Origin of the sequence: Mycobacterium sp. DL440 (assembly GCF_011745145.1) — a bacterium.
GTDB lineage: Bacteria > Actinomycetota > Actinomycetes > Mycobacteriales > Mycobacteriaceae > Mycobacterium.
The window spans coordinates 2,191,846-2,218,844 of the sequence record NZ_CP050191.1 but is presented as its reverse complement, the minus strand read 5'-3'; the positions used below and the strand labels follow the sequence as shown (position 1 = coordinate 2,218,844).

Here is a 26,999-nt window from a genome sequence, read left to right as displayed (position 1 = left end):
CGCATGAGCACATCCCGTCGTACACTGATCGACCCGGACGCGCCAGTGCTCGTGACAGGCGCCAGCGGCTACATCGGCAGTTGGATCGTCCGGTACCTACTCGAAGCCGGTCACACCGTGCACGGCACGGTGCGCAACCCGCAGAAGGCCTCCGGGTTGGAGCATCTGCACAAGCTTTCGGCCGACCATCCCGGCCGGCTGAAGCTGTTCAAGGCCGACCTCCTCGACCCTGGCAGCTTCGACGAAGCGATGGAGGGATGCGAGCTTGTCATGCACACCGCCTCGCCATTCCTGCTCTCGGGCTTCAAGGATGCGCAGGAGGCGCTGATCCGCCCCGCGCTTGAAGGCACCCGCAACGTGCTGGACGCAGTCAACCGCACCGAGAGCGTCAAACGCGTGGTGTTGACCAGCAGTGTGGTCGCGATCTACGGGGACGCCTGTGAGTCGCGGGATGTGCCGGGCGGCGTCTTCAGCGATGAGCACTGGAACACCACCAGTAGCGTCGATCACCAGCCGTACCCCTATTCCAAGACGGTGGCGGAGCAGGAGGCCTGGCGGTATCAAAAGGCGCAGGAGCGCTGGGACATGGTGACCATCCATCCGGGCCTGGTGCTCGGGCCTGCCCTGACCAGTGCCAGCGACTCGGCCAGCCTGAGCACGATGAAGCAGTTCACCGACGGCACCCTGCTGGCCGGAGCGCCCGCACTGACCATGGGTGTGGTGGACGTGCGCGACGTCGCCGATGCCCATCTACGGGCCGGGTACACCCCCGAGGCCCACGGCCGCTACATCGTCAACGCCGAATCGCTGTCCCTCCTCGACATGGGCAAGGTGCTGCGCCGCCGGTTCGGTCCCTGGTACCCGTTCCCGAGGATGACCGCGCCCAAGGCGGTCGTGAAAGCCATCGCCCCAGTTGCCGGGCTGACGCGAAAGTTCGTCGACCGCAACATCGGTTACCCATTGACGTTCGACAACAGCCGCAGCCGTAACGAGTTGGCACTGGCCTACCGACCTGCCGCGCAGACCGTCACCGACCACTTCCAGCAGATGCTCGACGACGGCCTGGTTCGCCGCATGCCGGGTAGTTATTAGTCCGCGGGTTCCGGCGGAAGCCCGTAATGACCACCTCGATCGTCCACAGAAATGAGCAGCGACATGACTGACTCCGCGCACCGCCAGAACCGTCAAGTCCGGTTGCGTCGCCGCCCGGACGGGCTGGTCTCCCCCGATGACACGGAGATGGTGACCACGGCTGCACCGGTCCCTGCCGAGGGCGAAGCCCTGCTGCGGACGACCTATGTGGGCATCGATGCTGCCGCGCGTACCTGGCTGGACGGTGAGTCCGGCTACCTGCCGGCCCTCGAATTGGGCGAGGTTGTCCGGGTGGCCGGTATCGGCGAAGTCGTCGAATCACGCTGTGATGCCTACAAAGTCGGCGACCTGGTCACCACGCTGACGGGGTTGCAGGACTATGCGATCATCCGTGACGATCTCTTCAGTACACCGGTGGTCGGTTACACCGATCCGCTCGCGGTGATGTCGATCTACGGACCGACGGGCGCCACGGCGTACTTCGGCATGAAGGGCGTCGGCAAGCCGCAAGCCGGTGAGACCGTCGTTGTGTCGGCCGCAGCGGGTGCCACCGGATCGGTGGCAGGCCAGATCGCCAAGATCGCCGGCGCGCGAGTGGTCGGTATCGCGGGCGGCCCGGACAAATGTCGCGCTGTGGTCGAGGATTTCGGCTTCGACGCCTGCGTCGACTACAAGGCGGGCAACCTGCCCGCCGCGCTCAAGGCGCAGTGCCCGAACGGGATCAACGTCTACTTCGACAATGTCGGCGGAGACATTCTCAATGCCGTGCTCGGAAACTTGGCGCACAAAGCCCGCGTGGTGATGTGCGGCATCATCTCCAGCTATCTCAACGGCGAGCACCCGGGCCCGTCCAATTACGTCAACCTGCTCGCAACGTCCTCGACGATGCAGGGCTTCATCGCGCTCGAGGAGTGGGCGCACTTCGACGAGGCCTTCGCCGCCCTGAGCGACTGGGAGCAACAAGGTCTGCTCGTCCATCGCGAAACCGTTTACGAGGGACTCGAATCCAGTATCGACGCCCTCAACGGACTGTTCACCGGAGCCAACATCGGCAAGATGCTGGTGAAGATCAACGAGCCGGCGCCGAGCCCGGCACCTTGATTTGCGACCTACTTCGGCTCTTTCTGTCGCATTGAATTGTTGCGGAGAATTTCTCCGAATCGAAAGTCAGACAATTGATTGTCATGGGTGGGCAGGCGTTCAGCGATTACACATGAGATCGACGTATGCGGTGGTATAGCGCACGAGGTTGTTCACGTTGCCCGAAGGGCCCCGCTGCACCCACGAATGCTTGATGTCAGTGCCCTGCCGCACCGCGGTGACGGTGCATTGATCCATCGGTGCATTCCCGACTTTGTTGAGGATCACGCGAAATCCCTGCGCTTCGAGGTCGTTGATGGTCGTCTGAGCGGACGTCTGACCAGTGGGTGCGGCAAGTGCCGACGCGGGTGAAGCAAGTCCCAGTGCTGCCGCAGCCGAGGCAACAGCGATGGTCTTCACGAGCAGATTATTCGTCATCGAATTCCCTTTCCGGCCAGTCTCTAAGGCGACCTCGTATTCCTAAGGCGTATGACACCGAGCCTAGTTGCGAATACGAAGCGTGGGAGAAAGTCATACGCGATGCATAAATGACCGCATAGGAACCTCATGGTGAATTCAGGTCGAATTCAGATGCGAGGGCTGGCTCCGCAGACCCCGGCGCGTCGGTCTCAGAAATTCCCGTCCATGGATCTTTTCGCGCAGGAACGGGAACGCCAGCCAGGCAAGTTTGGAACCGCCCACGTGGCAACCATTGCCACCGCCAAACCCGCGGGCAGCGCCATCGGCGCCGCATCTGGCGATGCGCCGACGAGCAGCAGAAGTCCAAACCCGATTCCAATCGCCAGCAGCGTCCGCCGGACCGGCGTCCAGTTCGACTCAGAGCGGAACCGGAGCGACAACAGCATTCCGATTATCAACGCGATGGCGTGTCCAGTCGCAGTGAAATCTGTCCCCGATACCGCGACAACGAGGGCAATTGTCGCCCAACCGCCGATCCATGCCGGGCGCCACCGCATCGGGATCGCCGCGGTCAGGGTGCCGAGGACTGCGAGAGCGCCGTAGCTCAACCCCACGTCGTTGGCGTGCGCGACCGAGATGGGCAGCCAGCCGAGTTTGATCGCGGCGGCCAGTCCGGCGGCGACGATCAGGGTGGCCCCGACGTGGCCGATGGCGAATGCTTGGATCAACCGCCTGCTGCGCCAGTGCAGCTCTGCCAACGCGAGCAGGCACACCAGGCCCGGCAGCAGCAGATATGTGTATCCCTCGGCGGTGACGAAGGCACTCCCGAGGAGCGTTGCGAGATTGCCCCGGCCGAGGTTTTCCAAGTTGGTGCTCAGGTGGCCGACCACACGGTCTTGCACCTGGGGCCCCAGGATCAGCAGCAGCGACGCGATCACGAACAGTGCCGTCGCGTACGTCAGGGTGACTCGGACCCGGATCAGACTGGAGAAAACTCGCGACAACATCCCGATCCAGCATACCGAGGCTGCGATTGCCGAAACGCGCTGGTCAATGGGGTCGGGCGCTGTGGAGCGAGTTCCAAAGTGAGTAACGCAGCCGCCGCGGGAAGGACATCCACCAGCGGCAGCAACACGTAACGCTGCTCGGCCATCGCGTCGAACTTCCGGACGTAGCGATACAAGGACTCCAGCTTGATGAGCCGGTCGCCGACGTGCGCAAGAGTTCGCAGTGCGCGCACGGTGACCTCACCGCTTCGGTCTTTCCCGAAGAGATCGGGAAACGGCGCAAAAGGCAGCGAGACGCGCTCGTCCCCGTGCAGCTGTGCCCAGGTGATCATGTCGACGGCGAGCCGTTCGTCGATTCCGTTCACCGTTCGCTCTATCTTCCAATATACGAACCGGGCACGGAACGAGCCGATGAAAGGAGACCGGGGCGGTCCCACGGTTCGCACAGCCGTATCGGCAAATGCCCCGATATAGCGGTGGCGCTGCGCTTACTGTCCCCGACGCACCGCAGCGATGTGGCCAACCTCGGAATCCTCAACCGCGACAGCACGATCAAGCGGGGCCACAGTGTCGTTCCAACTGTGAAACTCGTTGTCCCAACCCAGGCCGTCGAGCCACTCGCGGACATCGCCGATGGTTTCACGCGGGACGTCACCTGCCGTGTTGGTGCCGACCAGGTTTCGCAGCCCGGAGTAGGGCCGGCTGTTGGAATCCACCGAGCACCGACTGACGCCGAATCGGCTACCGGGAGTGGATAATTCGGTCAGTGCAGCGACCACATCGCGACGCGAGCCGTCGGGCAGATAGGCCAGTGCGCCTTCATCGACCCAGAGGGTCGGCGATTCCGAGTGGAATCCGCTTTCACGCAGGGGCGTCGTCCAATCCCCTCGCAAATCGGTCGCGATGACACGGCGATGACAGACGGGGGTGACGGCTTCGTTGGCCAGAACGGGCTCTTTGAACGCGAAGAGTTCAGGTAGGTCGATCTCGAAGACAGTCACCTCGGACGGCAAATCCATCCGAAAAGCACGGGTATCCAATCCGGCTCCGAGCGTCCCTCATAGACCTGGTCTAGCTCCGGTCGTCGGGTTCCACGTGCGCCATCACCATTTCCAGAAAAGGCCGGTACAAGTCTTCGGAATCGATGTGACTGCCGAGCGTGATTCCCTCGTTGGCGGCGATCAGTACCTTGGCCAGCAGGTCGGAGCGCACCCGTAGGCGTCCCCCGATCTTCGCGAGGTGGGCGTCGATGTAGTCGGCCAGCAAACGCACGGTCTGCTGACGCTGTTTCGCCACCCGTTCCCGCGCTTCGGGATTGCGCAGTAGGAACAGAGTGAACTCGTAGCCGAGCGCCGCACGGTCGGGTGCGCCGATACTCAGTTCTCGCCAGCGCTCGGCCAACTTGCCGGCGTCGAAATCACCGACCGTGTGAAAAGACTCGACAATGTCGGTGAACCCGTCGAGAAAGCGTTGCAGCTGGCGCTCCATCACGGCCAGGAACAATTCTTCCTTGGTGCCGAAGTGCGAGTAGATCGCGCCGCGGGTGTAACCGGCGACATCCGCAATGACCTCGAGGGCGGCGGCGCCGAAACCCTGCTGCGCCACCACTTCCTCGGCCGCGTCGAGCAGCAACGTACGGGTGTGCTCAACCCGCCTCTGCCTGGTCCACCGCTCAGCCACCGCCGCATCCTCCCAGCGCCCCCGCAAAACATGGGTCACCGTCGCCCCACCCCGGAAATTCACCGTTGAATCTACGATACAGCTCTGTATATTAATTGTGTGCGCCACGCCGCATGAGTCGCTGGCCTGCACCCATCGCCCCCCCAATGGAAAAGGACCGCAATGGATCTGGTCGATCGAATCGCCAAACACCGCCGTATGGCCGAGAGCTACCGGGACAAATACGTACTGCGGAAGGTCCAGGAAGGCGAGTCCTATGACGAGTGGGAATTCACCGACGACGCCGTATACACCTCGCCCTACTTCGTAGCCGGGCAGGAACTGGTCCTCAAAGACGTGGCGACATCGTTCGACGTCGCGGCCACCGTCGAGGCCAAGGCTTACTCGGTGGCCTTCCCGGACTGGAAACCCGTCGACCACAAGTTCTGGCCGGCAGAGAACGGCCTTGTCATGCGCTACCGCTGGGAAGGCACGACGGCCGACGGCGAGACGATGGGCTTCTACTCGATCAGCTTCATCGACACCAACGACGACGGCCAGATCACCCACTGGTCGACCTACGTCAACGACGAGGAGTACGGGCCTTTCCTGGAGAAGGCGATCGGCGCTCGCGGGCCGTTCCACGGCGACGAATACATGGAGGCGCTGGCCCGCCACTTCGAAAAGCACAACCTGACCTGGTGATGGTGGGTCGCCGGTCCGTATCTGAGAATCGGCTGTCAGCGATCAATCATCTTGATACCGTGCGGATTTCAATACGTTACCAATTGCACAGCCCGTCCCCACAATCAGCACAGGGCAAACACAACCCGCCGAAATAGCTTTGCTCTCCGTGCGGCACCGTCGTCGCACTGGTCAGAAACGGAGTAAAGCGATGCGTTTCAGAAAATCCGTTGGCATATCGGCGATGGCGGCAGGAATCGGCATGGCCGGGCTACTAGGCCTTGGCATCGGTACCGCCGCCGCCGAACCGGGCCCTGGTTGCGACCGTCCGGGCGCGCCGCAGTGCGACCGTCACGACGACCGTGGCGCTCGGCCCGACGACTGGCACGGTCGCGGCATCGACGCGGGGCGTCGCGATCATCAACCGTTCGAATGGAATGGCCAGCGGGTAACCCCGATGCCCTCCGGTGACGGCCGCGGCTGGGGCTTCTGGTTCCTCGATCGATGGGTTCCGATGTAGCTGACCGATTCTGGCGGGGCACTCATCCCCTAGTGCCCCACCAGAATCCGAAATGAGAACGGTCAACGTGGCGTGGAGCAAACTGCTTTCACCGCGCCGCCCATCGCGGCTGCCGCAGTCCAGTTCCCATGGTCCACAGGTTCGAACTTCGGCAGCTTGGTGGCGTAGTTGTCCACATACCGGGACTGTGCCCGCAGCAGTCCGGCCAGCAGCGGATCCGTGGCCTTGTCCGCCAGCCGGCGCAGTTCGGCAGCCTCCTGACGCATGATCGGGATGACGGACATCGTCACCGACCGTTGTTTGGGCGACCATCGCGAGGCCGCAACACGATGATCGGTCTTGTCCCAAGCGTGTTGCCTGCCGTCGAACCCGGCGCTGGCCCGCTGCCACTGAGCGCAGACCGGATCCGGCTTGGGCGCGGCAAACGCCTGCGCAGGCCTGCTGCCCGGCTCATCCGTCACTGTCGACGCAATCACCTCAGCGGGAACAGGTTTCGCACTGGACGGCGGCGGTCCCGCGGCGCGTTGCTCATCATCGCCGGAGACGGTGACCGCCACGACGCCGCCGACGAGCAATGCAGCGGCGGTGGTCGCACCGATCGCCCTCCACACTCGCGCACCGGACAACTTGGCGTTCAGCTGCCGGCGACCGGCACCACCACCAGCGCCGAGTGCCACGTTGAACGCCGCGTCCGGGCGGGCGCGAAGCTCAGCGACAGCCACTTCGACCGCGGCGGTCGGCGTCCCGAGGTCCGTGAGCGCCTTGACGAATCTGGCCACCGACACCAGATCGCGGCCGTAGAGATTCTCCTGCGGCGGTATGGCCGGGAGGAACCGCTCGACCAGATCCTCGCGCAGCTGCGACGCCTGGGCGATTTCTGCCGCGGTCAGCCAGTGCCCCGCAACGTCTTCTGCCCCAAACCCGGTCATCGGCTCGCCCTTCCCACCCACACCTGATGATTGGTACCGGATCCTGTGCACGCTCGGCAACCGGGACAGCACTGCTACGTCACCACGTTGCTGTCACAAGTTGGCCACCGAAAGATCACGGCGCCTCAAGGCAACGGCAACGCGGGATCCACTGGCAAACAACCACTGTCGACCGCCCCGGTGTGTTCACGACGGAAAGTACACCGCCTGGTTGGAGAACAAGGTGTGCGGGCGGCCGATGTAATTGACTGCGGCCGCAACTGCTGCCCGAGTACTCACATCGTGGTCGCCGTACTCCTCGGCACACAGTGACTCGAGGGTGTCACCGGCGATGTGGCGGCGACGGTTGAGTCCGGGAACAATCAGAATCTGGTCCGGGGCCGGATCGGTCGACGCGTCGAGGTCGTTGGCGTTGGCGACGACGGCTGCGAGGTGATGATCGCCGTACCACCGGCCTGCCAATCCTGCGAAGGTCTCCCCGTCGACAACCGTGTGGTGCCCGACGTTGGTGAGATCCGGCAGCAGCAACCAGGTGCCACGATGGATTTCCCGCTGCGCCACACCGTTGACGATTTCCCAAATCAATTGGATGGCCGGGCTCTGCGTCCCATAGAACGACTGCGTGAGCTGTTGACGGGCGGCAGTGCCGTCGTCGGTGGTGAACAGGTACCGGTAGGTGACGTACGGGATCAATATCTCCTGCCCGATGTTGATCAGACCCGGATTGCTGAGGTGATTCTGTTCGGCGATGACGGGATAGAGACCGCCGTCGCCATATTCACGCTGGGCGATCCCGAACAGGGTGTCCCCGAGCGCCACGGTGTAGTTCTTCATCTGGCCGTACCTTTCTGATCGCATGAGGCGTCGATCGGCTCAGTGTCGGATTTATGAACGGAGACGGTCGCGCGTAGCCGGCTACCTCAAATGACGGCATCAGATCTGAGGTAGTGCGTTTGAGGTAGCGCACTACGCGTGCCCGCACTCAAAAGCCCGGCCATGCTGTGAATGCTCGATCTGTCAGTTCAGTTGCCGGACGGTGATGACGATGACGAATCAGACGTGGACATGACCGCGTTGACCACCCAGCACTCAGCGGTGGGCGACCGCCCGACGCTCACGCTCGCCGGGGCCGCGGCGGCTGGCAACCAACCAACCGGTTCCAGACTCCGGGACACGTTGCGTCACCGGCCGTTGTCGGTGTGGCGTGAGGTGGCCCGGGGCCGGCTCGCCGATCTCCATGTCGATCTCGACGGGCTCCCGGTCGACTGCCGGGACGACCCGCGCTACCTCGATGCACGGCGCCGGCTCAAGGAGGCCACCCAGATCGTCAATGCCCCGCGCAGCCTGCGTGGCCTGCTCAACGGCGCAGCTGTGGAAGCCACGTGGATTCGAATTCACGCCGTGGACGTCATGGTCATCCGGCTGGCGACACCCGGATTGGTCCGGGCCCGGCTACCCGAAATCATCTCCACTGGCAAGGAATTGCTCGGTGACAGCCATGAGTCGGTCGTGGCGATCCGGGAGATTCTGGGGCACTCGAAGTGGACCGAACACGACCGGGAAGCCCTGGCGCGCAGTGCCAAGGCGGTACATGCCGCCTCCGACAGCGAGAGCATGCGGCTACGCAGTTTCCGCAACGTCCTGCTGGGCGCCACCGGGGCGTTGGCGCTGTTGGCCATATGTTTCGGCGTTGTCGGCGCCCTCCGTCCGGATACCTTCGGTCTCGTGACCACCGGCACATCGTCTCCCCGCGCTGATATCGCCATTGCGGAGCTCCTCGGCCTGGTGAGCGCCAGCCTCGTAGGGGCAGTGGCCATCCGCCGGATGAAAGGAACGTCCACGGCCTACGCGGTGCCGATGGCCTCGCTGTTGCTGAAACTTCCCACCGGCGCATTGACCGCTGTCGCCGGATTGCTGATGGTCAAGGCAGGTATCGCCGGGGACGGGGTCAGCGTCACCACCAACGCCCACGTAGTCGGCTACTCGCTGCTGTTCGGAGCATCGCAGCAGGGCATCACCGGGATGGTGGACCGCCAGGCACAAAGCCTGCTCAACAACATCTCATCGAAGGACAACGCCTGATCGACAGGCCTGCTTGGCATGATGCTGGACATGGATCAATACCGCCGCGGGGAATTCGTATTCGACGTCACCGACAGCGGACCTGCCGATGGGCCGGTGGTTGTTCTGCTGCACGGCTTCCCGCAGCAGAACAGCAGCTGGGAGCAGATCATCCCGCTGCTCACCGGCAAAGGCTTCCGGTGTCTGGCACCCAACCAGCGCGGGTACTCACCCGGCGCCCGGCCGTCACGCCGCCGCGACTACTGTCCGACGGAATTGGTCAAAGACACCCTCGCGCTGATCGATGCCAGCGGTGCCGACCGCGTGCATCTCGTCGGTCATGACTGGGGAGCTGCAGTGGCCTGGAGCCTGGCCGACCACGCGCCCGAGCGGCTGGCCTCGTTGTCGGCGCTGTCGGTGCCCCACCCCATTGCCTTCCTACGGTCGATGTTGACCAGCCGCCAGGGACTGGCGTCCTGGTACATGTACGTCAACCAACTGCCGTGGGTGCCAGAACGGCTCATGCTCGGGCGCGACGGCACAGGAAAAGCGATGGCCAACACGCTGATCCGCAGCGGACTGCCTCCGGAGGCGGCCATGCGCGACGCTCGATCCATGGCGGAAACCGGGGCCCTGACCGCGGCACTGAACTGGTATCGCGCCATGCCGCTGAGCCGATCTGGCCCGGGCGCAGCGGGCAAGATCACCGTGCCGACGCTGTATGTCTGGAGTGACCGCGACATCGCGATCACCGCCAAGCCGGCGCGCGACACCGCGAAGTACGTGAGCGGTCCCTACCGTTTCGAAACGCTCCGCGGGGCCTCGCACTGGCTTCCGGAAGAGAAGCCGGCGGACATCGCAGGAATGTTGTTGCAGTGGTTCGCGGCCCATCCCGTTTGAGCGGAAGATGACAGTGTGCTCGTCGCCGGACGCGACATCGCCAACCCGGTGGTGATGACCTTGTCCATCACCGAGCACGTGCTCGCCGCACTGCAGTGACCGCTAGGGTCGGTGAGACCGCCGCGTCAGCAGCCGATAGCCACCGTAAAGCATCAGCGCCGCAATGAAATTGACAAAGTAGGCAATGTCGGCGCCGTGCCATGCGGTGGCGACCGCACCCTGGATCAGCGTGGTGTTCATGAACGGCACCGCCACCGCGTAGGCCAGTACGAACGCGATGAGCGCAGCTATCGCGTCACGGCGAACCGTGGGTTCGGCACTCGGATCGATGCTCGTGCGTCCCCGCGCACGGAGCATCCAATCCACCACGACCACCGCGACGAACGCCGGAATCCAGTAGCTGACCAACAGCAGGACATCGGTGAAGCGGGTCGCGGTGTCGGCAGCGTGCAGCCACAGGATCAAGCCGAACGCCAGCACCGTCACGATGATCGCCGACACCGGTCGGCGCACGCGCACACCGATGGTCTGCAACGCCAACGAGCCGCTGTAATCGTTCATCACTCCCGACCCGATCGCCGCGAGCGCGATCACCAACAAGGCGAGACCGCCGAGCAGACCCCCGCCCATGACGGCGTGGACGCCGTCGGCGGTGTGCTCACCGATGACGGCTGCGGCTGCGATACCGATGCCCTGAACGAAGATGTAGCCCAACACGATTCCGGCGAACGAATATCCGAAGACCTGCCACCGTGGCGAATCCGTGGGGAGGTAACGGCTGAAATCGGCGGCGTAACTGGCCCACGAGATCGCCAGACTCAGCGCGATGGTGACCTCGAAAACGAATGCCCCGGCCAGATCCGCGCCGCCCACCGATGCCGCCACCACGATGTCATGGCCGCTGACCAGTTTGACGGTGAAGACCGCGAAGGTGATGAAGAGGATGACGGTCAACACCGCTTGCAGGCGGTGGATCAATTCGTAACCGAAAAACCCCACCACGCCCTGTACGGCCAGCACAATCAGCACCGCGATCCAGAACGGGATGCCCAGCAGTGCCGCGAGCGCCTCTCCGCCGAACAATCCGACGAGGGCGTCCCAGGCGATCGATGATCCCCACTGCAGGATGCCCGGTATTACCACGAGACCGCCAAATGCCATGCGCGCGTTGGGAAGTTGACCCGTCCCTGTGCGTGGGCCCCAGGTCGACAGGTAGGCGACCACGGCTGAACCCAGGACGGTGCCGATCACCATGGCCAGCAGCCCGAGCCAGAACCCCAACCCGAGGGTGATCGCCAACGTGCCGGTGAAGACTCCGGTCATATTGACCTGCGGCGCGAACCACACCGTGAACAGCCGGGCTGGATGTCCGTAGCGCTGGTCGGCGGCCAGTGGCGCGATCCCATGGGTCTCCACGGTCAGATCACCCGAGCCGGTCGGGCGGCGCCCGCTGAACGTGGATGCGTTGAGTCCGCTGACTCCGAAAGCCATTCGTCTATTCGACCACGCACCCGGTGTGCGGGCACGTGCCGGACCAAGGCCATAATCGACCGAACACAAAGGTTAGCTATGGATCGGAGCCGAAGTGGCCAGGACCGAAACTGACCGGTCCGCTTCCCCCTCGCTCCCCACGCCGCGCCGCGCCGGTGTCCTGATCGCCGGCCTCAGTCTGACCGCTCTCACCGTCGCTATCCTGCAGACCGCGGTGGTTCCGATCCTGGGTATCATCGCCCGGCAGCTGAACACCACCTCGGTGGCTGTCAGCTGGGCCGTGACCGCCAACCTGCTCGCCGCGGCCGCCTCGACCCCGCTGATCGGGCGTCTGGCCGACCTTTACAGCAAGAAGCGTGTCCTGCTGGGCGTACTGGTGGTCGTGCTGGCGGGTTCCGTGCTGGCCGCGGTCACCGCGTCGGTACCTCTGTTGGTTGCGGCACGCATCCTGCAGGGCGCCTCGTACGCGCTCTACCCGATCAGCATCGCGATCCTGCGTGAGGAACTCGCCGAGGATCGACTGGTCGGAGCGATGTCGGTGTTGTCCGGAACGCTGGGTTTCGGCGGCGGCGTCGGTTTGGTCGTCACCGGCCTACTGATGTCGGGCGATGCCGGGTATCACCGGGTCTTCTGGCTCACCACTGCATTCACCGCCGTCGTCATCGTCGTGGCGGTCGTGGTCGTGCCCAACCGTCGACCGGATGCGGGCGGGGCGATCGACTGGCTGGGCGCCGTCGGCCTGGCGGTCGGTTTGTCGTCGGTGCTGTTGGCGATCACCCAGGGCAATTCGTGGGGATGGAGTCACCCGGGGACCGTCGGTTTTCTGCTCGGCGGCGTCGGCGTACTGACCGGATGGTGGTGGTGGGAGCGACGGGCCGCCGATCCTCTGGTCTCGACCACGATGCTGGCCCGGCGCCCCATTCTGCTGACCAATCTCGCCACGATCCTGGTCGGAATGGGCCTGTACTTCGCCTTTCTCGGCCTCACCCAGTTCGTGCAGATGTCACGCCAGGCCGCCGGCTACGGTTTCGGGGCCACCGTTCTGCAGGCGAGCGTCTACTTCCTACTCCCCGGAGCGCTCACCGGTTTCCTGGTGGCGCTGGTCAGTGGCCACTACATCGACCGGTACGGCGCCCGCCGGGTACTGATGGTGGCCGCTCTCGCGGGCATCGCCGGATTCGTCATGCTTGCCGTCGCCCACGACCGCCCCTGGCAGGTCGTCCTGGCGGGCATGTTGGCCAACGCGTACATCAGCCTCGGATACGGCGCGTTGCCCGCACTGGTGGTCAGTGAGGTGGATACCAGCGAGACGGGCATCGCCACGAGCATGAACGCCATCGCCCGAACCATCGGCAGCTCGGTGGCGGCGGCGGTCGTGGCCGTGCTGCTCGGGCATCAGATGGTGCCCTCGGCAGTCAGCTTCGTGACCATCTTCGTCGCCGGCGCGGTCACCGCCGCGTTGGCGATGGCACTCATCGCAGTCTCCCGGGCACCGGACCGCCACGGCGAGTCCGTGCACACCATGTCGGAGTCCCGCGCGATGAACCACGAGTGGGGCTGATCCGCTCAGTCGCCGGTTTCCCGCCGTGACGACCCGCTGGGCTGCGAAACTTGAGACCAGTCAGTTGCTGCTCCATCGAACCGTAGACCGATCACAGGCGCCGCGGCCGTTCACCCATCACGCTATGGAATCACGCTGTCAAGACCGTCCAAACGAAGGATTCCATTGAATAATTGTTAATTCATTGCGGAATCGCTTGCGAAGGTCGGCGCAATCCGCGATTGTTTACCGACAGCTTCCGCGGCTGTAATGGAGGAGGAGTCCGCTGACCGGCCCAGATATCACCGCCGTCGACAAATCGACGGGACACGACGGCGCGCCACGCACTGGCGCGCCCGTCATCGAGATCGACCATGTTACGAAACGGTTCGGTGACTACGTCGCCGTAACGGAGGCGGATTTCTCGATCGCGTCGGGTGAGTTCTTCTCGATGCTCGGCCCGTCGGGCTGCGGGAAGACCACCACCCTGCGCATGATCGCCGGCTTCGAAAGCCCGACCGAGGGCGCCATCCGACTGGAGGGTGTCGACGTCTCCCGCGTGCCGCCGCACAAGCGCAACGTCAACACGGTCTTTCAGCACTATGCGCTGTTCCCGCACATGACGGTGTGGGACAACGTCGCCTACGGGCCGCGAAGTAGAAGGAAGACCGCCAAGAAAGACGCAGCCGAGATCAAACGCAGCGTCGACGAGCTGCTGGAAATCGTTCGGCTCACCGACTTCGCCAAGCGCAAGCCGGGCCAGCTCTCGGGCGGGCAACAGCAGCGGGTGGCACTGGCCCGCGCCCTGGTCAACTACCCGAGCGCGCTCCTGCTCGATGAGCCGCTCGGCGCCCTGGATCTCAAGCTGCGGCACGCGATGCAATTCGAACTCAAGCGGATCCAGCGCGAGGTCGGCATCACGTTCATCTACGTCACCCACGATCAGGAAGAGGCGCTCACGATGAGCGACCGGATCGCAGTGATGAACAACGGCAACGTCGAGCAGATCGGCAGCCCCACCGAGATATACGACCGCCCGGCGACGGTGTTCGTCGCCAGCTTCATCGGGCAGGCGAACCTGTGGGCGGGCCGACAGACCGGACGCGCCAACCGCGACTTCGTCGAGGTGGAAGTGCTGGGCGCCACGCTCAAGGCCAAGCCCGGCGACACCACCATCGAACCCGGCGGGCACGCCACCCTGATGGTCCGCCCGGAACGGGTCCGCGTCTCGATGGATGTTCCCACCGGGGATGTGGCCACCGTTGCCGCCACCGTCAAGGACCTGACGTTCCAGGGTCCGGTGCTCCGGCTTTCCCTTGCCGCTCCTGATGATTCGACGATCATCGCCCACGTCGGCCCCGAGCAGGAGCTCCCCTTGCTGCGTCCGGGCGATCAGGTCCACGTGGGTTGGTCACCCGACGCGTCGCGGGTGCTTCCGGCCGCGGACATCCCCACCACCGAAGATCTCGAAGAGATGCTCGACGACACCTAGGCATCAGCAGCAGAAGCCGCCATCCACCCTTTATCGACGAAAGCGCCGAATTCAGAAAGGTCGCCCATGCCCGCTCAATTCGATCCCCAACTGCTTGCCCGGCTCACCGCGAACCGCACCTCACGTCGCCGATTCCTGGGTGGCGGTGCCGCAGCTGCCGCCGCTCTCGCGCTGGGCCCCTCGGTCCTGGCCGCATGTAGTTCAGGTGAGAAATCCAGTGCCCCGTCCACGTCGGCCGCGCCCGACGACGGCTCACCGGCCAGCGGCCTGCTGCGGGTCTCCAACTGGCCGCTGTACATGGCACCCGGTTTCGTCGAGGCATTCCAGAAGTCGTCCGGCTTGCAGGTCGACTACAAGGAAGATTTCAACGACAACGAGCAGTGGTTCGCCAAGGTCAAGGAGCCGTTGTCGCGCAAGCAGGATATCGGCGCCGATCTGGTGGTGCCCACCGAGTTCATGGCTGCCCGCATCAATAATCTGCACTGGCTCAGTGAGATTCGTGACTCGAGGGTGCCCAACAAGAAAAATCTGCGCCCCGATCTGCTGAACTCGAAGATCGATCCGGGCCGCAAGTTCATCGCACCCTTCATGTCGGGCATGGTGGGCCTGGCATACAACAAGGCCGCCACCGGCCGCCCCATCACCAAGATCGAGGATCTGTGGGATCCGGCCTTCAAGGGTCGCGTCAGCCTGCTGTCGGACCTGCAGGACGGCGTGGGCATGGTCATGCTCTCGCAGGGCAATTCACCAGAGGATCCCACCAGCGACGGGGTCAAGAAGGCCGTCGACACGATCCGGGAGAACAAGGACAAGGGCCAGATCCGCAAATTCACCGGCAACGATTACGCCGAGGAACTGGCATCGGGCAATGTGGTTATCGCCCAGGCTTATTCGGGTGACACCGTGCAACTCAAGGCCGACAACCCCGACATCGAGTTCATCGTGCCGGAAGCCGGCGGTACCTGGTTCATCGACACCATGGTGATCCCCTACACCACACAGAATCAGAAGGCCGCCGAAGCGTGGATCGACTACATCTACGACCGGGCCAACTACGCGAAGTTGATCGCCACCACGCAGTTCGTCCCGGTGTTGTCGGACATGACCGACGAGCTGAGCAAGATCGACCCCGCGATCGCGGGCAACCAACTGATCAACCCGCCGGCCGCGACGTTGGACAACCTCAAGTCCTGGGCAGCCCTGACCGACGAGCAGACCCAGGAGTTCAACGAGCTCTATGCCGCAGTGACCGGAGGCTGACCGCGTGGCGGGCGTGGCAACCAGTAGCCGGCAACGGAGCAAGATAGCTCCTTACCTGATGATCCTGCCGGCACTGGTGTACCTCGGGATCTTCTTCGTGGTGCCGTTCTTCTCGCTGGCGCGCACCTCGCTGTCCACGTCCGGCGGGTCGATCTACCTGCCGACGCTGACCTTCGACTGGAACTTCGGCAACTACACCGACGCGTTCAGCCAGTACCAGGATCAGATCCTGCGGTCCTTCGGCTACGCCCTGGTCGCCACCGTCATGTGCGCGATGCTGGCGTTCCCGCTGGCATACGTGATCGCGTTCAAGGCAGGTCGGTACAAGAACCTCATCCTCGGGCTCGTCATCCTGCCGTTCTTCGTCACGTTCCTGATCAGAACGTTGGCCTGGAAGACGATCCTGGCCGACGACGGATTGGTGGTCAGTGCGCTCGGCTCGATCGGGCTGCTGCCCAGCGAGGGACGGCTGCTCTCGACGAGTTGGGCGGTGATCGGCGGCCTGGTCTACAACTGGATCATCTTCATGATCCTGCCGCTCTACGTGAGCCTGGAGAAGATCGATCCCCGCTTGATCGAAGCGTCCAAGGACCTGTACTCATCCAACCGGCGCAGCTTCACCAAAGTGATTCTGCCGCTGGCGATGCCGGGCGTGCTGGCCGGCAGCATGCTGGTGTTCATTCCCGCTGTCGGCGACTTCATCAACGCCGACTATCTGGGCAGTACCCAAACCAGCATGATCGGCAACGTGATCCAGAAGCAGTTCCTGGTGGTCAAGGATTACCCTGCCGCCGCCGCGCTCAGCATGGTGCTGATGGCCATCATCCTCGTCGGTGTGCTCCTCTACACCCGGGCCCTGGGAACGGAGGATCTGGTTTGACCACTCAGGCCATGACGGAGGCGTTGGACCAGCCGCAACGCAAGTCCGTCAAAGGATCTCCGCGATGGGGCGACCTGGTGCTGCGCCTGGTCGCCGGGTTGGTGTTGTTGTATCTGTTCCTCCCGATCTTCGTGATCGTGCTGTTCTCGTTCAACAAGCCGGTCGGCAAGTTCAACTACACCTGGCAGGGATTCACCCTCGACAACTGGGCCCACCCCTTCAAGTACCCGGCGCTCACCGACGCGTTGAAACTGAGCCTCAACGTTGCCGCGGTGTCCACTGCGGTCGCCCTCGTCCTCGGCACGCTGGTGGCGATCGCCCTGGTGCGCCAGCGATTCCGCGGCCAGAAGGCCGTCGACACCTTCCTCGTGTTGCCGCTCACCGCCCCCGAGGTCGTCATGGGTGCGTCGCTGTTGACTCTCTTCCTCGACCTGGGCTGGGCGACCGGCTACACCACGATCCTGCTGGCCCACATCGGCTTCCAGGTCAGCTTCATCGCGATGACGGTGCGGGCCCGGGTACGCGGCTTCGACTGGACCCTCGAGGATGCCTCGATGGATCTCGGCGCCGGCCCCACCCGGACGTTCTTCAAAGTGACTCTGCCGCTGATCGTTCCGGGCATCGTGGCCGCCGCGATGTTGTCGTTCGCATTGTCGTTGGACGACTTCATCATCACCTACTTCGTCAGCGGTTCCACGGTCACCTATCCGCTGTACGTCAACGCGGCGGTCAAGGCCGCAGTGCCACCGCAGATCAACGTGCTGGCCACGGCGATCCTGGTGGTGAGCCTACTGTTGCTGATGGCCGGAACGTTGTACCGGCGCAAGCGCATCGACGTCTGACTCTCAGGGCGCGTCGAGCTGCACCGTGACGGTCACCTTGCCCTGTCCGTCGCGGTGCGCCGTGGCGTGCCCGGTCCAGTCCCGGCCGTCGAGGTTCACCAATGTGAGTGGACCACCGTCGCCAAGAAAGTTGCGCCACCAGTTCTTGCTGTCCGGAGTCATCACATTGATGGTCACCTGGTTGCCGTCGCGCGTCACTGAAACCGGGGTCTCGAACGTGCGGCCCGACCGCCGCCCGGCGTAACGGATGACCACCACGCCGTGGCCTATCCATCGGCCGAGTACTGGAACCCGGGTCAGGCCTACGGCTGCCGCATTGAACCACCGGACGACTGGGGAATTGAAGATTCCACGTGCCATTGGCGCCAGCGTAGCCGGATCAGCCGATCTCGGCAGGGACCGGCGTGGAGCGCGCTCCGGTGCGCGCTGCGCCGATTCCCGCAGCCACCACGAGGCAGATGCCGATTACCGCGGCCGAAGCCGGGATCTGGTGGAGCAGCACGAAACCGACCAGCATCGCGAAGGCCGGCTCCAGGGCCATCAGCGTGCCGAATGCGGCGGTGCTCAGATACCGCAGGGCAGACATCTCCAGAGCGAACGGAACCACCGGCAGCAGGATCGCCAGGCCCACCCCGATCAGGAGCAGCTGCGGCGTCAACTCGGGAATCACCGACGGTCCGACCACCGCGGTGCCCACCAGACCGGCAACCGGCATGGACACCGCCAGACCCTTGATTCCGGCGACCTCGTCGCCGACTCGCTGCGTCAGCAGGATGTAGCAGGCCCAGCACAACGCGGCGGTCAGCGCGTAGAGCACACCGACGAGATCGACGTCGCCCGTCCAGGGCTCAGTGAGCAGCACGACGCCGGCCGCTGCCAGCCCGGGCCAGAGCACTCGGCTGCGCCCTTTCCCATGCGCGATAGCAACCCCGAGTGGGCCGAGGAACTCCAGCGCGCTGGCTGTCCCGAGTGGGATTCGGGACAGGGCAGCCATGAACAGCATGGTCACCCCGGCGGTGACCACGCCGAGCGCGACGCAGGCCCAGAACGCAGATTTCGTGAACGCTGAAGGGCGCGGCCGCACGATCAGCAATATGAGCACTCCGGCCCAGGCCAGGCGCAGCCACGCGGCGCCCTCGGCACCGATGTCGTCGATCAGGCCGACGGCCACGGCCAGACCAATCTGCACGCACAGCATGGAGGCCATGGCCATCAGCGCGCCCGTGCGCGCCGGATGTCGGACCTGGGTCACCCGCTATTCCCCTTGGGGACAACGATGTTCGCCAGCACCATGCGGAGAAACGGTCGGTAGACCGCCTGCTCATCAAGCAGGCTGTTGAGGGTGACGCCGTCGTTGGCGGCCAGAACCACCCGGGCGAGATCCTGCGCCGGGATGCTCAGGTGACCACCCAAACGGGCGGCGCCTTTCGAGATGTAGTCGGCGAGGGCGCGAACGGTCTCCTCCCGCTGTGCGGCCACCCGGTCCCGCGCCTCGGGATTGCGCAGCAGGAACAGCGTGTACTCGGATCCGAGAACGGCCCGGTCGGGCCCCTCGACGGCGACCAGATCCCGCCAGCGGTCACCGAGTTCGTCGGCGTCGAGATCGTCGAGTCGGTGAAATGTCGCGATGACATCGGCGAAGCCGTCGAGGAACTGTTGACGTTGCCGTTCCACCACAGCCAGGAACAACTCGGCCTTGCTTCCGAAGTGGGAGTAGATGGCGCCCCGGGTGTATCCCCCGACCTCGGCGATGTCTTCGAGCGCGGCGCCGTCAAACCCCTTGCGCGCAAATACCTCTTCGGCAGCATCCAGCAGAACGTTGCGCGTGTGCTCCAAGCGGCGTTGCTTCGTCCAGCGTTCGGCCATGACCCCATCCTGTCAAACGTTAGCCAGCGGGCGCGTCGGTACTCCTCCACGATCGTCGCTACTCGAACCCTCCATATGCATCCTTGTATTGAATATACGTATATGTATAGTAGTGATCGCAGTCACAGCCCACGTTCCATGTCGACAAGCCCGGGTGCGCCCCACCCTCAGCGACACCTCGCAGCCCGGACATCAAATGAGGAGGCCCGCTCGTGCAGACAGCACGCCCCGGAAACTGGGTGGACAACGCCACCCGCCTGGACGACATCGGACCCGACGTGTACCGGATGCAGGTTCCGACGAGCCGCTACGTTGCGCCGGAATTCGTTGCTCAGGAACGTGATTCGATCTGGAAGAAAGTCTGGCAGGTGGTCGGCCGGGTGGACGAGTTGACCAACTCCGGCGACTGGAAGCAGTACCAGATCTTCGATCAGTCCTACTTGATCGTGCGTGGCAAGGACGACACGATCCGAGGCTTTGTCAATGCCTGCAGGCATCGGGGCAACATGCTGTGCGGCGAGGCCCGGGGGAACGCCAAACGCGGCTTCATCTGTCAGTACCACCTGTGGTCTTACGACCTCGACGGCCGGCTCAAGGGAATGCTGCGGGAAGCACTGGCCGGGCCGATCGACAAAGACACCCACGGGCTCATCGAGGTCTCGGTGGGCACCTTCGCCGGGTTCATCTTTCTCAACCCGGATCCGAATGCCAAACCGCTGGCGGACTTCATCGGCGACGAGGTCGCGACCATGCTGGCGCCGTATCACCTCGACGAGATGGTCACCGTGATGGACGTGACCGAGTCCATCGACTGCAACTGGAAGGTCGTCCTCGATGCCTTCCAGGAGGGCTACCACATCGACGGCATCCACCCGCAGTTGCTGCGGGTGATCAATATCGATCCCGCCACGAGCCGGTACCGGTTCTTCGAACAGCACAGCGTGTCGATGGCACCGTTCGACGTCGTGGGAGCCACCCCGGAGCAGCAGGTCGACGGCATCATGGACCTACCCGAGACCTTCCCGTCGACGGTTGCGGTGCTCCCCCGCTTCTCCGAACTCGTCGCCGAGTACCGCGGCGAGGACGGATCGCTGAACTTCCCCGACGGCGTCACCGCCCGGACACTCCTGCAACGGGCCACGCGAGACACGCTGACCGGCATGGGACTTGACGTCAGCGAGCTGACCGACGCCCAGATGAGCGACAACCACGGCTGGGTGTGGTTCCCCAATTTCTTCATGACCATCCGAGCGGGGGAAGCCACGATCATCATGTCGCTGCCGCACCCGGACGGTGACCCCAACCGGTGCATCTGGCACGTGGCCAGCTACATGTGGTTGCCCGACGAGCACAAAGCCGCGTTCACCGCGGAACCGATCGTCGTCGACCAGGCGGGCAGCTACAAGTATTTCGAAGCGCTGCAACAGGATTACGAGCAGATGCCACGGCAGCAGATCGGGTTGCGTAACACGGCCCTGAAGCACATGGCGTTGGTCAAGGAAGAAGTCGTCATCGCGCACTTCCATTCGGTCGTCGACAAGTACCTGGCAGCAACCGGATCGTGACCCGTACCCGCCTCCAATCCGACCACAGAAGAGGAACTTCCCCGTTGAAAGACGTCAGTGAAGTTGTCGACGAATACACCGGCCGCCGCCGCACCGTGGTGCAGTACGCGGTCACCACCAAGCAATTGGTGGGCGCCGCCAAACAACCCGGTTTCGGGACCGACGGTTGGGCCCCGCTGGCCGCCTTGGTCGCCGTTGACGAGTTCGAACGCGTCGGCAATTTCAAGGAGGTCATGAACTGGGAGCAGTACATCGACTTCATGACCAACTGGGCCGCTGCTTCCGAATGGGACGGCTTGTTCAAGCGCGTCAGCGAGGTCGACGGCGTCGTGTTTCTCGAACTCGAGGAACGCACCACGATGGGGGCCTTCGAGTCGGTGGTGAACTCGATCTCGGTGTACGAGTTCACCGCCGACGACAAGATCCGCCGCATCGACCTCTATCTGCAGATGGCGCTACCCAACACCGAGATGCTGACCAGCTATGAGGGCGTAGCGATCTCGGAGTGAGTTTCCCGGGGCTTGACCGGAGTTCGCCGACTCCGCAGCGCGGGCGGATCAGAAGTATCCGCTGCCCGGCAGCCGGGTACCCCGCACGTACAGAGCACCGAGCGCCTGCGCCTTGTAGGACGCCGGGTTGTGTGAGGCCAGCGTCCGGATGTTGCGCCAATGCCTGTCGAGCAGATACGACTGCCGCACCACCGAGGCCCCGCCGATATCGAAGATCTGCGATGCGGCCTTCTGCGCCAGCCCGTCGACGACGATCTTGGCAGCCGCAGCCTGCGCGGACGCTTCATGGGCGAGTTCGAGGCCCGGGTCGGTCCCGTTGCTGTCGGCCTCGAACGCCACGGCCAGGGCATCGGCGGCGGCCAGCACCGTGGCCTGTCCGGCGTAGGCGGCGGCCGCGATCTCACCGATCTCGCGCTGTAGCAGCGGGTCATCGGCGGCCGTCGGGTTGGGCGCCCAGGCGAAGCTGCGGGGCCGCTGAAGGACGTGCGCCACCGCATCATTGCGGAGTGCGTGCACCACACCGACTTCCAGTGCCGTCACGTACAGCTGGAAGAACGCGCCGGACAGGTAGAGCGACTGCTCTTCGTCGTCGGCGTTCGGCGGGGCGAACTCCAGTACTTCATCGGCGGATACCGCGATGTCCTGGAACGTCGCCGTGCCGGTCCCGGTGGCACGCTGACCCATGCCGTCCCAATCGTCGATCACCGTGAAGCCGGGCCGGTCGGTAGGAATCAGGGCGATCACCGACGCGCCCTCGGGATTGCTGGCCAGCACCTCGGCGTAGTCCGCGTACAGCGTGCCGGTGGTGAAGAACTTCCGCCCGTTGAGCCGGTAGCCGTCACCGTCGCGGCTGAGCTTGGTCTGCCAGGTGAACCCACCGGCCGGCGCGGAGCCCAGTTCGGTCGAGGCATTGCCCACGATGGCACCGGACAAGGCCAGCTCGGTCACCCGGCGACGCTGCTCGGCGTCGAGTCGCAGCCGCTCCTCGACGTGAGAGAAATGCCCGCGCAGGATGTGGGCGACGTTCACATCGGCCGTGGCCAATTCGATCACCAGAGCGAAAAGTTCTCGCAGTGTCGCCCCGCCGCCACCGTCGGCGCTGGGAACTCGCAGGGCACCCAGACGCTCGCTCCGGATGAGTTCGATTGCAGCGAAGGGCCGTTCGCCGGTGCGCTCTCGCTCGACCGCACCCTCGCCGATCGCGGCGATCAGCTTGGTCAGCCGCTCGGATCCGTAGGTGACAGGCTGAACGGTGGTCGATGTCATCGGATGGCCTCCTGGTTTGCGTGGCGGTAGCGGGCCGCGCGGTGAGTTTCGGGCAGTCGGGCGCCGCGCCCGAACAGCTTGTGGCGCAGGGTTCCCTCGTCATACGAGGTCTTGTACACGCCGCGCCGCTGCAACTCCGGCACCACGTGATCGACGAAGTCGACGAAAGAACCCGGGGTGATCACATTGGTGAGGTTGAACCCGTCGACGTCGGTTTCCTCCACCCACTCCTGCAACTCGTCTGCCACCTGGCTCGGTGAGCCGACGGTGAATCCGCCCTCGGCGTCGATGGCTTTCGCGTCGATGAAGTCCCGGAGAGTCCACTGTCCCTGGCCGAACATCTCCACCGAGGACTTCAAGAACTCGTTGTCGGTGACCGCAACCGGATCGTCGAGATCGAAGCGGGACAGGTCGGTCCCCAGCCAACCGGACCAAAGCGCCAGGGCGCCTTCGGGATCGGTGTAGCGGCGAAACTCGTCATAGCGGGCCTGCGCGGCCTGTTCGGTGGCACCGGTCACCACCACATGGCCGTTGACGATCTTCACGTCATAGGGGTCACGGCCTGCCGCCGCGGCACGGCCTCTGATATCGGCCACTGCCTCACGCAAGATCTCCTTGGTGGGTGCGCCGATGAAGATCACCTCGGCGTTCTCGGCGCCGAACTGCCGACCGCGGCTCGATGCCCCGGCCTGGTACAACACCGGTGTGCGCTGCAAAGATGGCTCGCACAGGTGGATACCGGGGACTCGAAAATACCTGCCGTCATGCGCAATCGGATGCACCTTGGCCGGATCGGCATAGCTGGCCCGGTCCGGTGCGCCGCCGACCGCGTCGTCCTCCCACGAGCCCTCCCATAGTTTGTACAACACCTCGGTGTACTCGTCGGCGATGTCATAGCGATCGGCGTGCGGGGTGATGGTGTCCAGGCCGTGGTTCTGCGCAGCGCTCTCCAGGTACCCGGTGACGATGTTCCAGCCGACCCTGCCCTTGGTGAGGTGATCCAGTGTCGACATCCGGCGGGCGAATGAATACGGATGGTCGAACGAGGTGGCTGCGGTGATGCCGAAGCCGAGATTCTTGGTGACAGCGGCCATTGCAGGCACCACCAGCAGCGGGTCGTTCACCGGCACCTGGGCACCCGAGCGCAGGGCGGCCGCCGGCCCACCGCCGTAGACGTCGTAGATGCCGAGCACATCGGCGATGAACAACCCGTCGAAGAGCCCTCGCTCGAGCACCTTGGCCAGGTCCAGCCAGTAGTCGATGTCCTTGTAGCGCACGGCTTGAGACTCAGGATGCCGCCACGTCCCGGCCACGATATGGGCGACGCAGTTCATGTCGAACGCATTGAGCACGATCTTGCGAGTCACGGTAAACCTCCGGCAACGGGTTCGGGCTCGCCGGTCGGCAGACTCGCGAGCAGATCACGGGTGTAGGGATCCTGTGGATTGTCGAAAATGTCTGCAGCCGGGCCGGACTCGACGACTCGGCCGTGACGCATCACCAGAACCCGGTCGGCCATGTGGTGAATGACACCGAGGTCGTGCGAGATGAACAGGTAGGACAGCTTGAGTCGGTCTTGCAGGTCGGCCAGCAGGTCGAGCACTTGAGCCTGGATGGTGACATCGAGCGCGGATACCGGTTCGTCGCAGACGATCACGTCCGGCTCGGGAGCCAGGGCCCGGGCAATCGCGACCCGCTGACGTTGACCGCCGGACAGCAAGAGCGGTCGACGGTCCAGGTGTTCGTGGCCAAGGCCGACGTCGGCTAGCAGATCCTCGGTACGACGCCGGCGGGCGTCGGCGTCGGCGAACCGGTCGACCGGCAGTGCGTCCTCGATGATTCGACGCACCGTCCAACGCGGGTCGAATGATCCGAGCGGGTCCTGGTAGATCACCGAGATCCGGCGGCGGCGGGACCGTCGTTGGGCCTCGGCCGCCGCACTCCACGGCTCACCGGCCAACCGCACGGTGCCTTCATCGGGTTCCAGCAGGGCCAGGGCCAGCCGGGCGGTGGTGGTCTTGCCCGATCCGGATTCCCCGACGATGCCCAGCGTCTCACCGACAGCCAGGCTGAACGACACATCGTTCACCGCCGTGCGGACCACCCCGTCCGGCCCGGTGAACCTCTTCACCAAACCCTCTGCCCGCAACAGGATCCCGTCGGACGGGGGCGCACTGCGCGGCACCGGATGGACCGGTCGCGGCAGCACGGTCGACAGCCGCGTGCCCTTGCGGTGCGCCGCGGGTACCGCATCCAACAGCGATTGCGTGTAGGGATGTGACGGCGCCGAGAGCACCTGGGTCACCGAACCCTGTTCCACCACACAGCCGTCCCGCATCACCGCCACCCGGTCCGCCAATCGGCTCACCACCGCCAGGTCGTGGCTGATCACGATGAGACCGGTGCCACGGTCCTTCATCTCGGCAAGCAGGTCGAGGATCTGCGCCTGCACGGTGACATCCAGCGCGGTGGTCGGCTCGTCCGCGATCAGCAGCGGCGGATCCAGGGCGAGCGCCGATGCGATCAACGCCCGCTGGCGTTGACCACCGGACAACTCATGCGGGAGCTGCCGGGCCCGCACCTGCGGCTCCGGAACCCCCACGGCGGTGAGCAATTCGATCACCCGGTCAGCCCGTCTAGCACGGTTACCGAACCGGTGCAGCCGCAGCGTCTCGGCGATTTCGCGGCCCACGCTGCGCAGCGGATCCAGAGACACCAGGGCGTCCTGCAACACGAAACCGATCTTCTTGCCGCGCGCCGCACGCCAGTCCCGGTCGCGGTAGCCCAGTACCGATTCGCCTGCGACATCAAGACGGTTCGCCGTCACCTGCGCCGAAGAATTCGGGCCCGCGCCGGTCAGCCCCAGCAGGGTGCGCGCGGTGACGCTCTTGCCGGACCCGGATTCTCCGACGATGGCCAGGCACTCCCCCGCGTCGACGTGCAGTGAGATCCCGTGGACCACCTGGCGGCGATGGCGGCCGGTGCCGAAGGCGACGTCGAGACCCGAGACTTCCACCAACCGGTCCGACGGCTGCTCGGCGCTTCTAGCCCGAGCGGGCAATACCTCGGTCATGTCAGCCGTCCTTCCAGACGTTGCTGCAGGTAGCGGCCGACGACGGTGACTGCGAGGGTGCAGCCGACGATCGCCAGGCCCGGAAACACTTCCAGCCACCATGCGGTAGAGACGAAGTCGCGTCCCGCGTTGAGCATGGCGCCCCACTCCGGTGCCGGCGGTGCGACGCCCAGCCCGAGAAAGCTCAGCGAGGACGCCCACACGATCGACTGACCCACGCCCATGGTTCCCAACACCACCAGGGGGCGCATCGCGTTGGGGAAGATGTGGCGGCTGACGATGCGATGTCGTGGATGCCCCAGAGCGATTGCCGCGCTGACATATCCGGAGTCCTTCACCGCCAGAACCTGCCCCCGGATCATCCGCGCGTACCCCGCCGCCGAACCGATCGCGACAGCCACGATCTGGGTGGCTGCGCCCGGGCCCAGCATCGCGATGAACAGCAGCGCGACCAGCATGCCGGGCAGGGCGAGGACGACCTCCAGGAACCGGCTGATGGCTCCGTCGGTGAACCGACCGCCCAGCCCGGACGCCAGGCCGAACACGATCGCGACGCTCAGCGCCAACGCGGTGGCCCCCACCCCGATCGCCAGCGAACTCTGGGTGCCGTAGACGACCCGGGTGTAGATGTCGCGCCCGGAGGCATCGGTACCGAACCAGTGCTCCCAGGACGGGACCTGCAGTGGTGCCTCGATATCGGTGTCATACGGCGACTCGCTGGTGAACAGCGACGGGGCCAGCGCCCAGGCCAACATCAGTGCGAGGTAGGTCCCGGCGATCGACACCGCCGGTCGAAACCGCCCGCCAGCCCAGGCGCCGAGGCCCGACCCTGCCGTGGGCCGGTCGATGATCCGCACTGCCAT

The 26,999-nt window shown here is 64.6% G+C and carries 27 protein-coding genes and 1 pseudogene; 13 read left to right on the top strand and 15 right to left on the bottom strand.

Annotation, left to right across the window (positions count from 1 at the left end):
- Positions 1-3 precede the first annotated feature (3 nt).
- A complete protein-coding gene (locus HBE63_RS10705) occupies positions 4-1,092 on the top strand; it encodes an aldehyde reductase (RefSeq protein ID WP_208301342.1) in 1,089 nt (362 codons plus the stop codon).
- 63 nt (positions 1,093-1,155) lie between these two features.
- Complete coding sequence (locus HBE63_RS10700; protein WP_166904726.1) at positions 1,156-2,193, top strand: NADP-dependent oxidoreductase; 1,038 nt, start codon at positions 1,156-1,158, stop codon at positions 2,191-2,193.
- Between the two features lie 99 nt (positions 2,194-2,292).
- Here the strand turns inward: HBE63_RS10700 and HBE63_RS10695 are convergent, their stop codons facing one another.
- The 5 genes and pseudogenes from HBE63_RS10695 to HBE63_RS10675 all read right to left on the bottom strand — a co-directional run bounded on the left by HBE63_RS10695 (position 2,293) and on the right by HBE63_RS10675 (position 5,279).
- On the bottom strand, positions 2,293-2,592 hold the full coding sequence (locus tag HBE63_RS10695; protein WP_243858601.1) for a hypothetical protein: 300 nt from the start codon (positions 2,590-2,592) through the stop codon (positions 2,293-2,295).
- A 503-nt stretch (positions 2,593-3,095) separates the two neighbouring features.
- A pseudogene (locus HBE63_RS31885) lies at positions 3,096-3,599 on the bottom strand (rhomboid-like protein); the annotation flags it as partial.
- On the bottom strand, positions 3,572-3,964 hold the full coding sequence (locus tag HBE63_RS10685; protein WP_243858599.1) for a phosphatidylglycerol lysyltransferase domain-containing protein: 393 nt from the start codon (positions 3,962-3,964) through the stop codon (positions 3,572-3,574). The pseudogene HBE63_RS31885 and the gene HBE63_RS10685, both read right to left, overlap by 28 nt.
- A 123-nt stretch (positions 3,965-4,087) precedes the next feature.
- Positions 4,088-4,618, bottom strand: a complete 531-nt coding sequence (locus HBE63_RS10680) for an SAM-dependent methyltransferase (protein ID WP_166904723.1) — start codon at positions 4,616-4,618, stop codon at positions 4,088-4,090.
- 52 nt (positions 4,619-4,670) lie between these two features.
- Positions 4,671-5,279, bottom strand: coding sequence for a TetR/AcrR family transcriptional regulator (locus HBE63_RS10675; protein ID WP_166904722.1), 609 nt, complete (start codon positions 5,277-5,279; stop codon positions 4,671-4,673).
- A 162-nt stretch (positions 5,280-5,441) separates the two neighbouring features.
- Between HBE63_RS10675 and HBE63_RS10670 the strand changes: the two genes are divergently transcribed.
- Together HBE63_RS10670 and HBE63_RS10665 are read left to right on the top strand one after the other, a co-directional pair.
- On the top strand, positions 5,442-5,963 hold the full coding sequence (locus HBE63_RS10670) for a hypothetical protein (protein WP_166904721.1): 522 nt from the start codon (positions 5,442-5,444) through the stop codon (positions 5,961-5,963).
- A gap of 223 nt (positions 5,964-6,186) precedes the next feature.
- Positions 6,187-6,462, top strand: coding sequence for a hypothetical protein (locus tag HBE63_RS10665; RefSeq protein WP_371814955.1), 276 nt, complete (start codon positions 6,187-6,189; stop codon positions 6,460-6,462).
- Between the two features lie 62 nt (positions 6,463-6,524).
- Here HBE63_RS10665 and HBE63_RS10660 read toward each other — a convergent pair whose 3' ends face one another.
- Together HBE63_RS10660 and HBE63_RS10655 are read right to left on the bottom strand one after the other, a co-directional pair.
- Complete coding sequence (locus tag HBE63_RS10660; RefSeq protein WP_166904719.1) at positions 6,525-7,391, bottom strand: hypothetical protein; 867 nt, start codon at positions 7,389-7,391, stop codon at positions 6,525-6,527.
- Between the two features lie 186 nt (positions 7,392-7,577).
- On the bottom strand, positions 7,578-8,225 hold the full coding sequence (locus tag HBE63_RS10655) for a LysM peptidoglycan-binding domain-containing protein (protein WP_166904718.1): 648 nt from the start codon (positions 8,223-8,225) through the stop codon (positions 7,578-7,580).
- 171 nt (positions 8,226-8,396) lie between these two features.
- Here HBE63_RS10655 and HBE63_RS10650 point away from each other — a divergent pair, with 171 nt between their 5' ends.
- On the top strand, positions 8,397-9,473 hold the full coding sequence (locus HBE63_RS10650; RefSeq protein WP_166904717.1) for a hypothetical protein: 1,077 nt from the start codon (positions 8,397-8,399) through the stop codon (positions 9,471-9,473).
- 30 nt (positions 9,474-9,503) lie between these two features.
- Complete coding sequence (locus tag HBE63_RS10645) at positions 9,504-10,352, top strand: alpha/beta fold hydrolase (protein ID WP_166904716.1); 849 nt, start codon at positions 9,504-9,506, stop codon at positions 10,350-10,352.
- Between the two features lie 102 nt (positions 10,353-10,454).
- On the opposite strand, the gene HBE63_RS10640 is transcribed toward HBE63_RS10645, so the two are convergent.
- Positions 10,455-11,843 (bottom strand): cytosine permease, encoded by a 1,389-nt coding sequence (locus HBE63_RS10640; RefSeq protein WP_166904715.1) that lies wholly within the window; start codon positions 11,841-11,843, stop codon positions 10,455-10,457.
- A gap of 94 nt (positions 11,844-11,937) precedes the next feature.
- On the opposite strand from HBE63_RS10640, the gene HBE63_RS10635 reads away from it, so the two are divergent.
- The 5 genes from HBE63_RS10635 to HBE63_RS10615 all read left to right on the top strand — a co-directional run bounded on the left by HBE63_RS10635 (position 11,938) and on the right by HBE63_RS10615 (position 17,857).
- Complete coding sequence (locus HBE63_RS10635) at positions 11,938-13,404, top strand: MFS transporter (RefSeq protein WP_208301341.1); 1,467 nt, start codon at positions 11,938-11,940, stop codon at positions 13,402-13,404.
- A gap of 430 nt (positions 13,405-13,834) precedes the next feature.
- On the top strand, positions 13,835-14,875 hold the full coding sequence (locus tag HBE63_RS10630; RefSeq protein WP_371814954.1) for an ABC transporter ATP-binding protein: 1,041 nt from the start codon (positions 13,835-13,837) through the stop codon (positions 14,873-14,875).
- A 66-nt stretch (positions 14,876-14,941) separates the two neighbouring features.
- Entirely contained in the window at positions 14,942-16,135 is a 1,194-nt protein-coding gene (locus tag HBE63_RS10625; RefSeq protein ID WP_166904714.1) for a spermidine/putrescine ABC transporter substrate-binding protein, read from the top strand.
- Positions 16,136-16,139: 4 nt separating this feature from the next.
- Positions 16,140-17,015, top strand: coding sequence for an ABC transporter permease (locus HBE63_RS10620; protein WP_166904713.1), 876 nt, complete (start codon positions 16,140-16,142; stop codon positions 17,013-17,015).
- On the top strand, positions 17,012-17,857 hold the full coding sequence (locus HBE63_RS10615; RefSeq protein WP_166904712.1) for an ABC transporter permease: 846 nt from the start codon (positions 17,012-17,014) through the stop codon (positions 17,855-17,857). Before HBE63_RS10620 ends, HBE63_RS10615 begins: the two co-directional genes overlap by 4 nt.
- A 3-nt stretch (positions 17,858-17,860) precedes the next feature.
- Here HBE63_RS10615 and HBE63_RS10610 read toward each other — a convergent pair whose 3' ends face one another.
- From HBE63_RS10610 to HBE63_RS10600, 3 genes are read right to left on the bottom strand one after another with little or no spacing between them, the layout of a single operon-like run.
- Positions 17,861-18,217 (bottom strand): hypothetical protein, encoded by a 357-nt coding sequence (locus tag HBE63_RS10610; protein ID WP_166904711.1) that lies wholly within the window; start codon positions 18,215-18,217, stop codon positions 17,861-17,863.
- Between the two features lie 19 nt (positions 18,218-18,236).
- Complete coding sequence (locus tag HBE63_RS10605; protein ID WP_166909643.1) at positions 18,237-19,070, bottom strand: DMT family transporter; 834 nt, start codon at positions 19,068-19,070, stop codon at positions 18,237-18,239.
- A 35-nt stretch (positions 19,071-19,105) separates the two neighbouring features.
- Positions 19,106-19,723, bottom strand: coding sequence for a TetR/AcrR family transcriptional regulator (locus HBE63_RS10600; RefSeq protein WP_166904710.1), 618 nt, complete (start codon positions 19,721-19,723; stop codon positions 19,106-19,108).
- A gap of 212 nt (positions 19,724-19,935) precedes the next feature.
- Here HBE63_RS10600 and HBE63_RS10595 point away from each other — a divergent pair, with 212 nt between their 5' ends.
- Both HBE63_RS10595 and HBE63_RS10590 read left to right on the top strand, forming a co-directional pair.
- The gene (locus HBE63_RS10595; RefSeq protein WP_166904709.1) at positions 19,936-21,288 is read left to right on the top strand and encodes an SRPBCC family protein; all 1,353 of its coding nucleotides are present in this window, start codon (positions 19,936-19,938) and stop codon (positions 21,286-21,288) included.
- A gap of 44 nt (positions 21,289-21,332) precedes the next feature.
- Complete coding sequence (locus HBE63_RS10590) at positions 21,333-21,797, top strand: hypothetical protein (RefSeq protein WP_166904708.1); 465 nt, start codon at positions 21,333-21,335, stop codon at positions 21,795-21,797.
- A gap of 48 nt (positions 21,798-21,845) precedes the next feature.
- Here HBE63_RS10590 and HBE63_RS10585 read toward each other — a convergent pair whose 3' ends face one another.
- The 4 genes from HBE63_RS10585 to HBE63_RS10570 are packed head-to-tail and all read right to left on the bottom strand — an operon-like array spanning position 21,846 to position 26,999.
- Positions 21,846-23,063: an acyl-CoA dehydrogenase family protein gene (locus HBE63_RS10585; RefSeq protein ID WP_166904707.1), complete on the bottom strand. Its 1,218-nt coding sequence runs from the start codon at positions 23,061-23,063 to the stop codon at positions 21,846-21,848.
- Positions 23,060-24,430, bottom strand: a complete 1,371-nt coding sequence (locus tag HBE63_RS10580) for an LLM class flavin-dependent oxidoreductase (RefSeq protein WP_166904706.1) — start codon at positions 24,428-24,430, stop codon at positions 23,060-23,062. The genes HBE63_RS10585 and HBE63_RS10580 overlap by 4 nt, the downstream gene beginning before the upstream one ends.
- On the bottom strand, positions 24,427-26,136 hold the full coding sequence (locus HBE63_RS10575; protein ID WP_208301340.1) for an ABC transporter ATP-binding protein: 1,710 nt from the start codon (positions 26,134-26,136) through the stop codon (positions 24,427-24,429). The genes HBE63_RS10580 and HBE63_RS10575 overlap by 4 nt, the downstream gene beginning before the upstream one ends.
- Complete coding sequence (locus tag HBE63_RS10570) at positions 26,133-26,999, bottom strand: ABC transporter permease (RefSeq protein WP_166904704.1); 867 nt, start codon at positions 26,997-26,999, stop codon at positions 26,133-26,135. The genes HBE63_RS10575 and HBE63_RS10570 overlap by 4 nt, the downstream gene beginning before the upstream one ends.

Bases quoted from the DNA above. Each gene is read 5' to 3' on its own strand.
- HBE63_RS10650 (WP_166904717.1), top strand. From the start codon at position 8,397: ATGCTCGATCTGTCAGTTCAGTTGCCGGACGGTGATGACGATGACGAA.
- HBE63_RS10640 (WP_166904715.1), bottom strand. From the start codon at position 11,843: ATGGCTTTCGGAGTCAGCGGACTCAACGCATCCACGTTCAGCGGGCGC.
- HBE63_RS10630 (WP_371814954.1), top strand. From the start codon at position 13,835: ATGCTCGGCCCGTCGGGCTGCGGGAAGACCACCACCCTGCGCATGATC.
- HBE63_RS10705 (WP_208301342.1), top strand. From the start codon at position 4: ATGAGCACATCCCGTCGTACACTGATCGACCCGGACGCGCCAGTGCTC.
- HBE63_RS10625 (WP_166904714.1), top strand. From the start codon at position 14,942: ATGCCCGCTCAATTCGATCCCCAACTGCTTGCCCGGCTCACCGCGAAC.
- HBE63_RS10645 (WP_166904716.1), top strand. From the start codon at position 9,504: ATGGATCAATACCGCCGCGGGGAATTCGTATTCGACGTCACCGACAGC.
- HBE63_RS10575 (WP_208301340.1), bottom strand. From the start codon at position 26,136: ATGACCGAGGTATTGCCCGCTCGGGCTAGAAGCGCCGAGCAGCCGTCG.
- HBE63_RS10670 (WP_166904721.1), top strand. From the start codon at position 5,442: ATGGATCTGGTCGATCGAATCGCCAAACACCGCCGTATGGCCGAGAGC.
- HBE63_RS10660 (WP_166904719.1), bottom strand. From the start codon at position 7,391: ATGACCGGGTTTGGGGCAGAAGACGTTGCGGGGCACTGGCTGACCGCG.
- HBE63_RS10585 (WP_166904707.1), bottom strand. From the start codon at position 23,063: ATGACATCGACCACCGTTCAGCCTGTCACCTACGGATCCGAGCGGCTG.
- HBE63_RS10665 (WP_371814955.1), top strand. From the start codon at position 6,187: ATGGCGGCAGGAATCGGCATGGCCGGGCTACTAGGCCTTGGCATCGGT.
- HBE63_RS10680 (WP_166904723.1), bottom strand. From the start codon at position 4,618: ATGGATTTGCCGTCCGAGGTGACTGTCTTCGAGATCGACCTACCTGAA.
- HBE63_RS10600 (WP_166904710.1), bottom strand. From the start codon at position 19,723: ATGGCCGAACGCTGGACGAAGCAACGCCGCTTGGAGCACACGCGCAAC.
- HBE63_RS10655 (WP_166904718.1), bottom strand. From the start codon at position 8,225: ATGAAGAACTACACCGTGGCGCTCGGGGACACCCTGTTCGGGATCGCC.
- HBE63_RS10570 (WP_166904704.1), bottom strand. From the start codon at position 26,999: ATGGCAGTGCGGATCATCGACCGGCCCACGGCAGGGTCGGGCCTCGGC.
- HBE63_RS10605 (WP_166909643.1), bottom strand. From the start codon at position 19,070: ATGGCCATGGCCTCCATGCTGTGCGTGCAGATTGGTCTGGCCGTGGCC.
- HBE63_RS10700 (WP_166904726.1), top strand. From the start codon at position 1,156: ATGACTGACTCCGCGCACCGCCAGAACCGTCAAGTCCGGTTGCGTCGC.
- HBE63_RS10610 (WP_166904711.1), bottom strand. From the start codon at position 18,217: ATGGCACGTGGAATCTTCAATTCCCCAGTCGTCCGGTGGTTCAATGCG.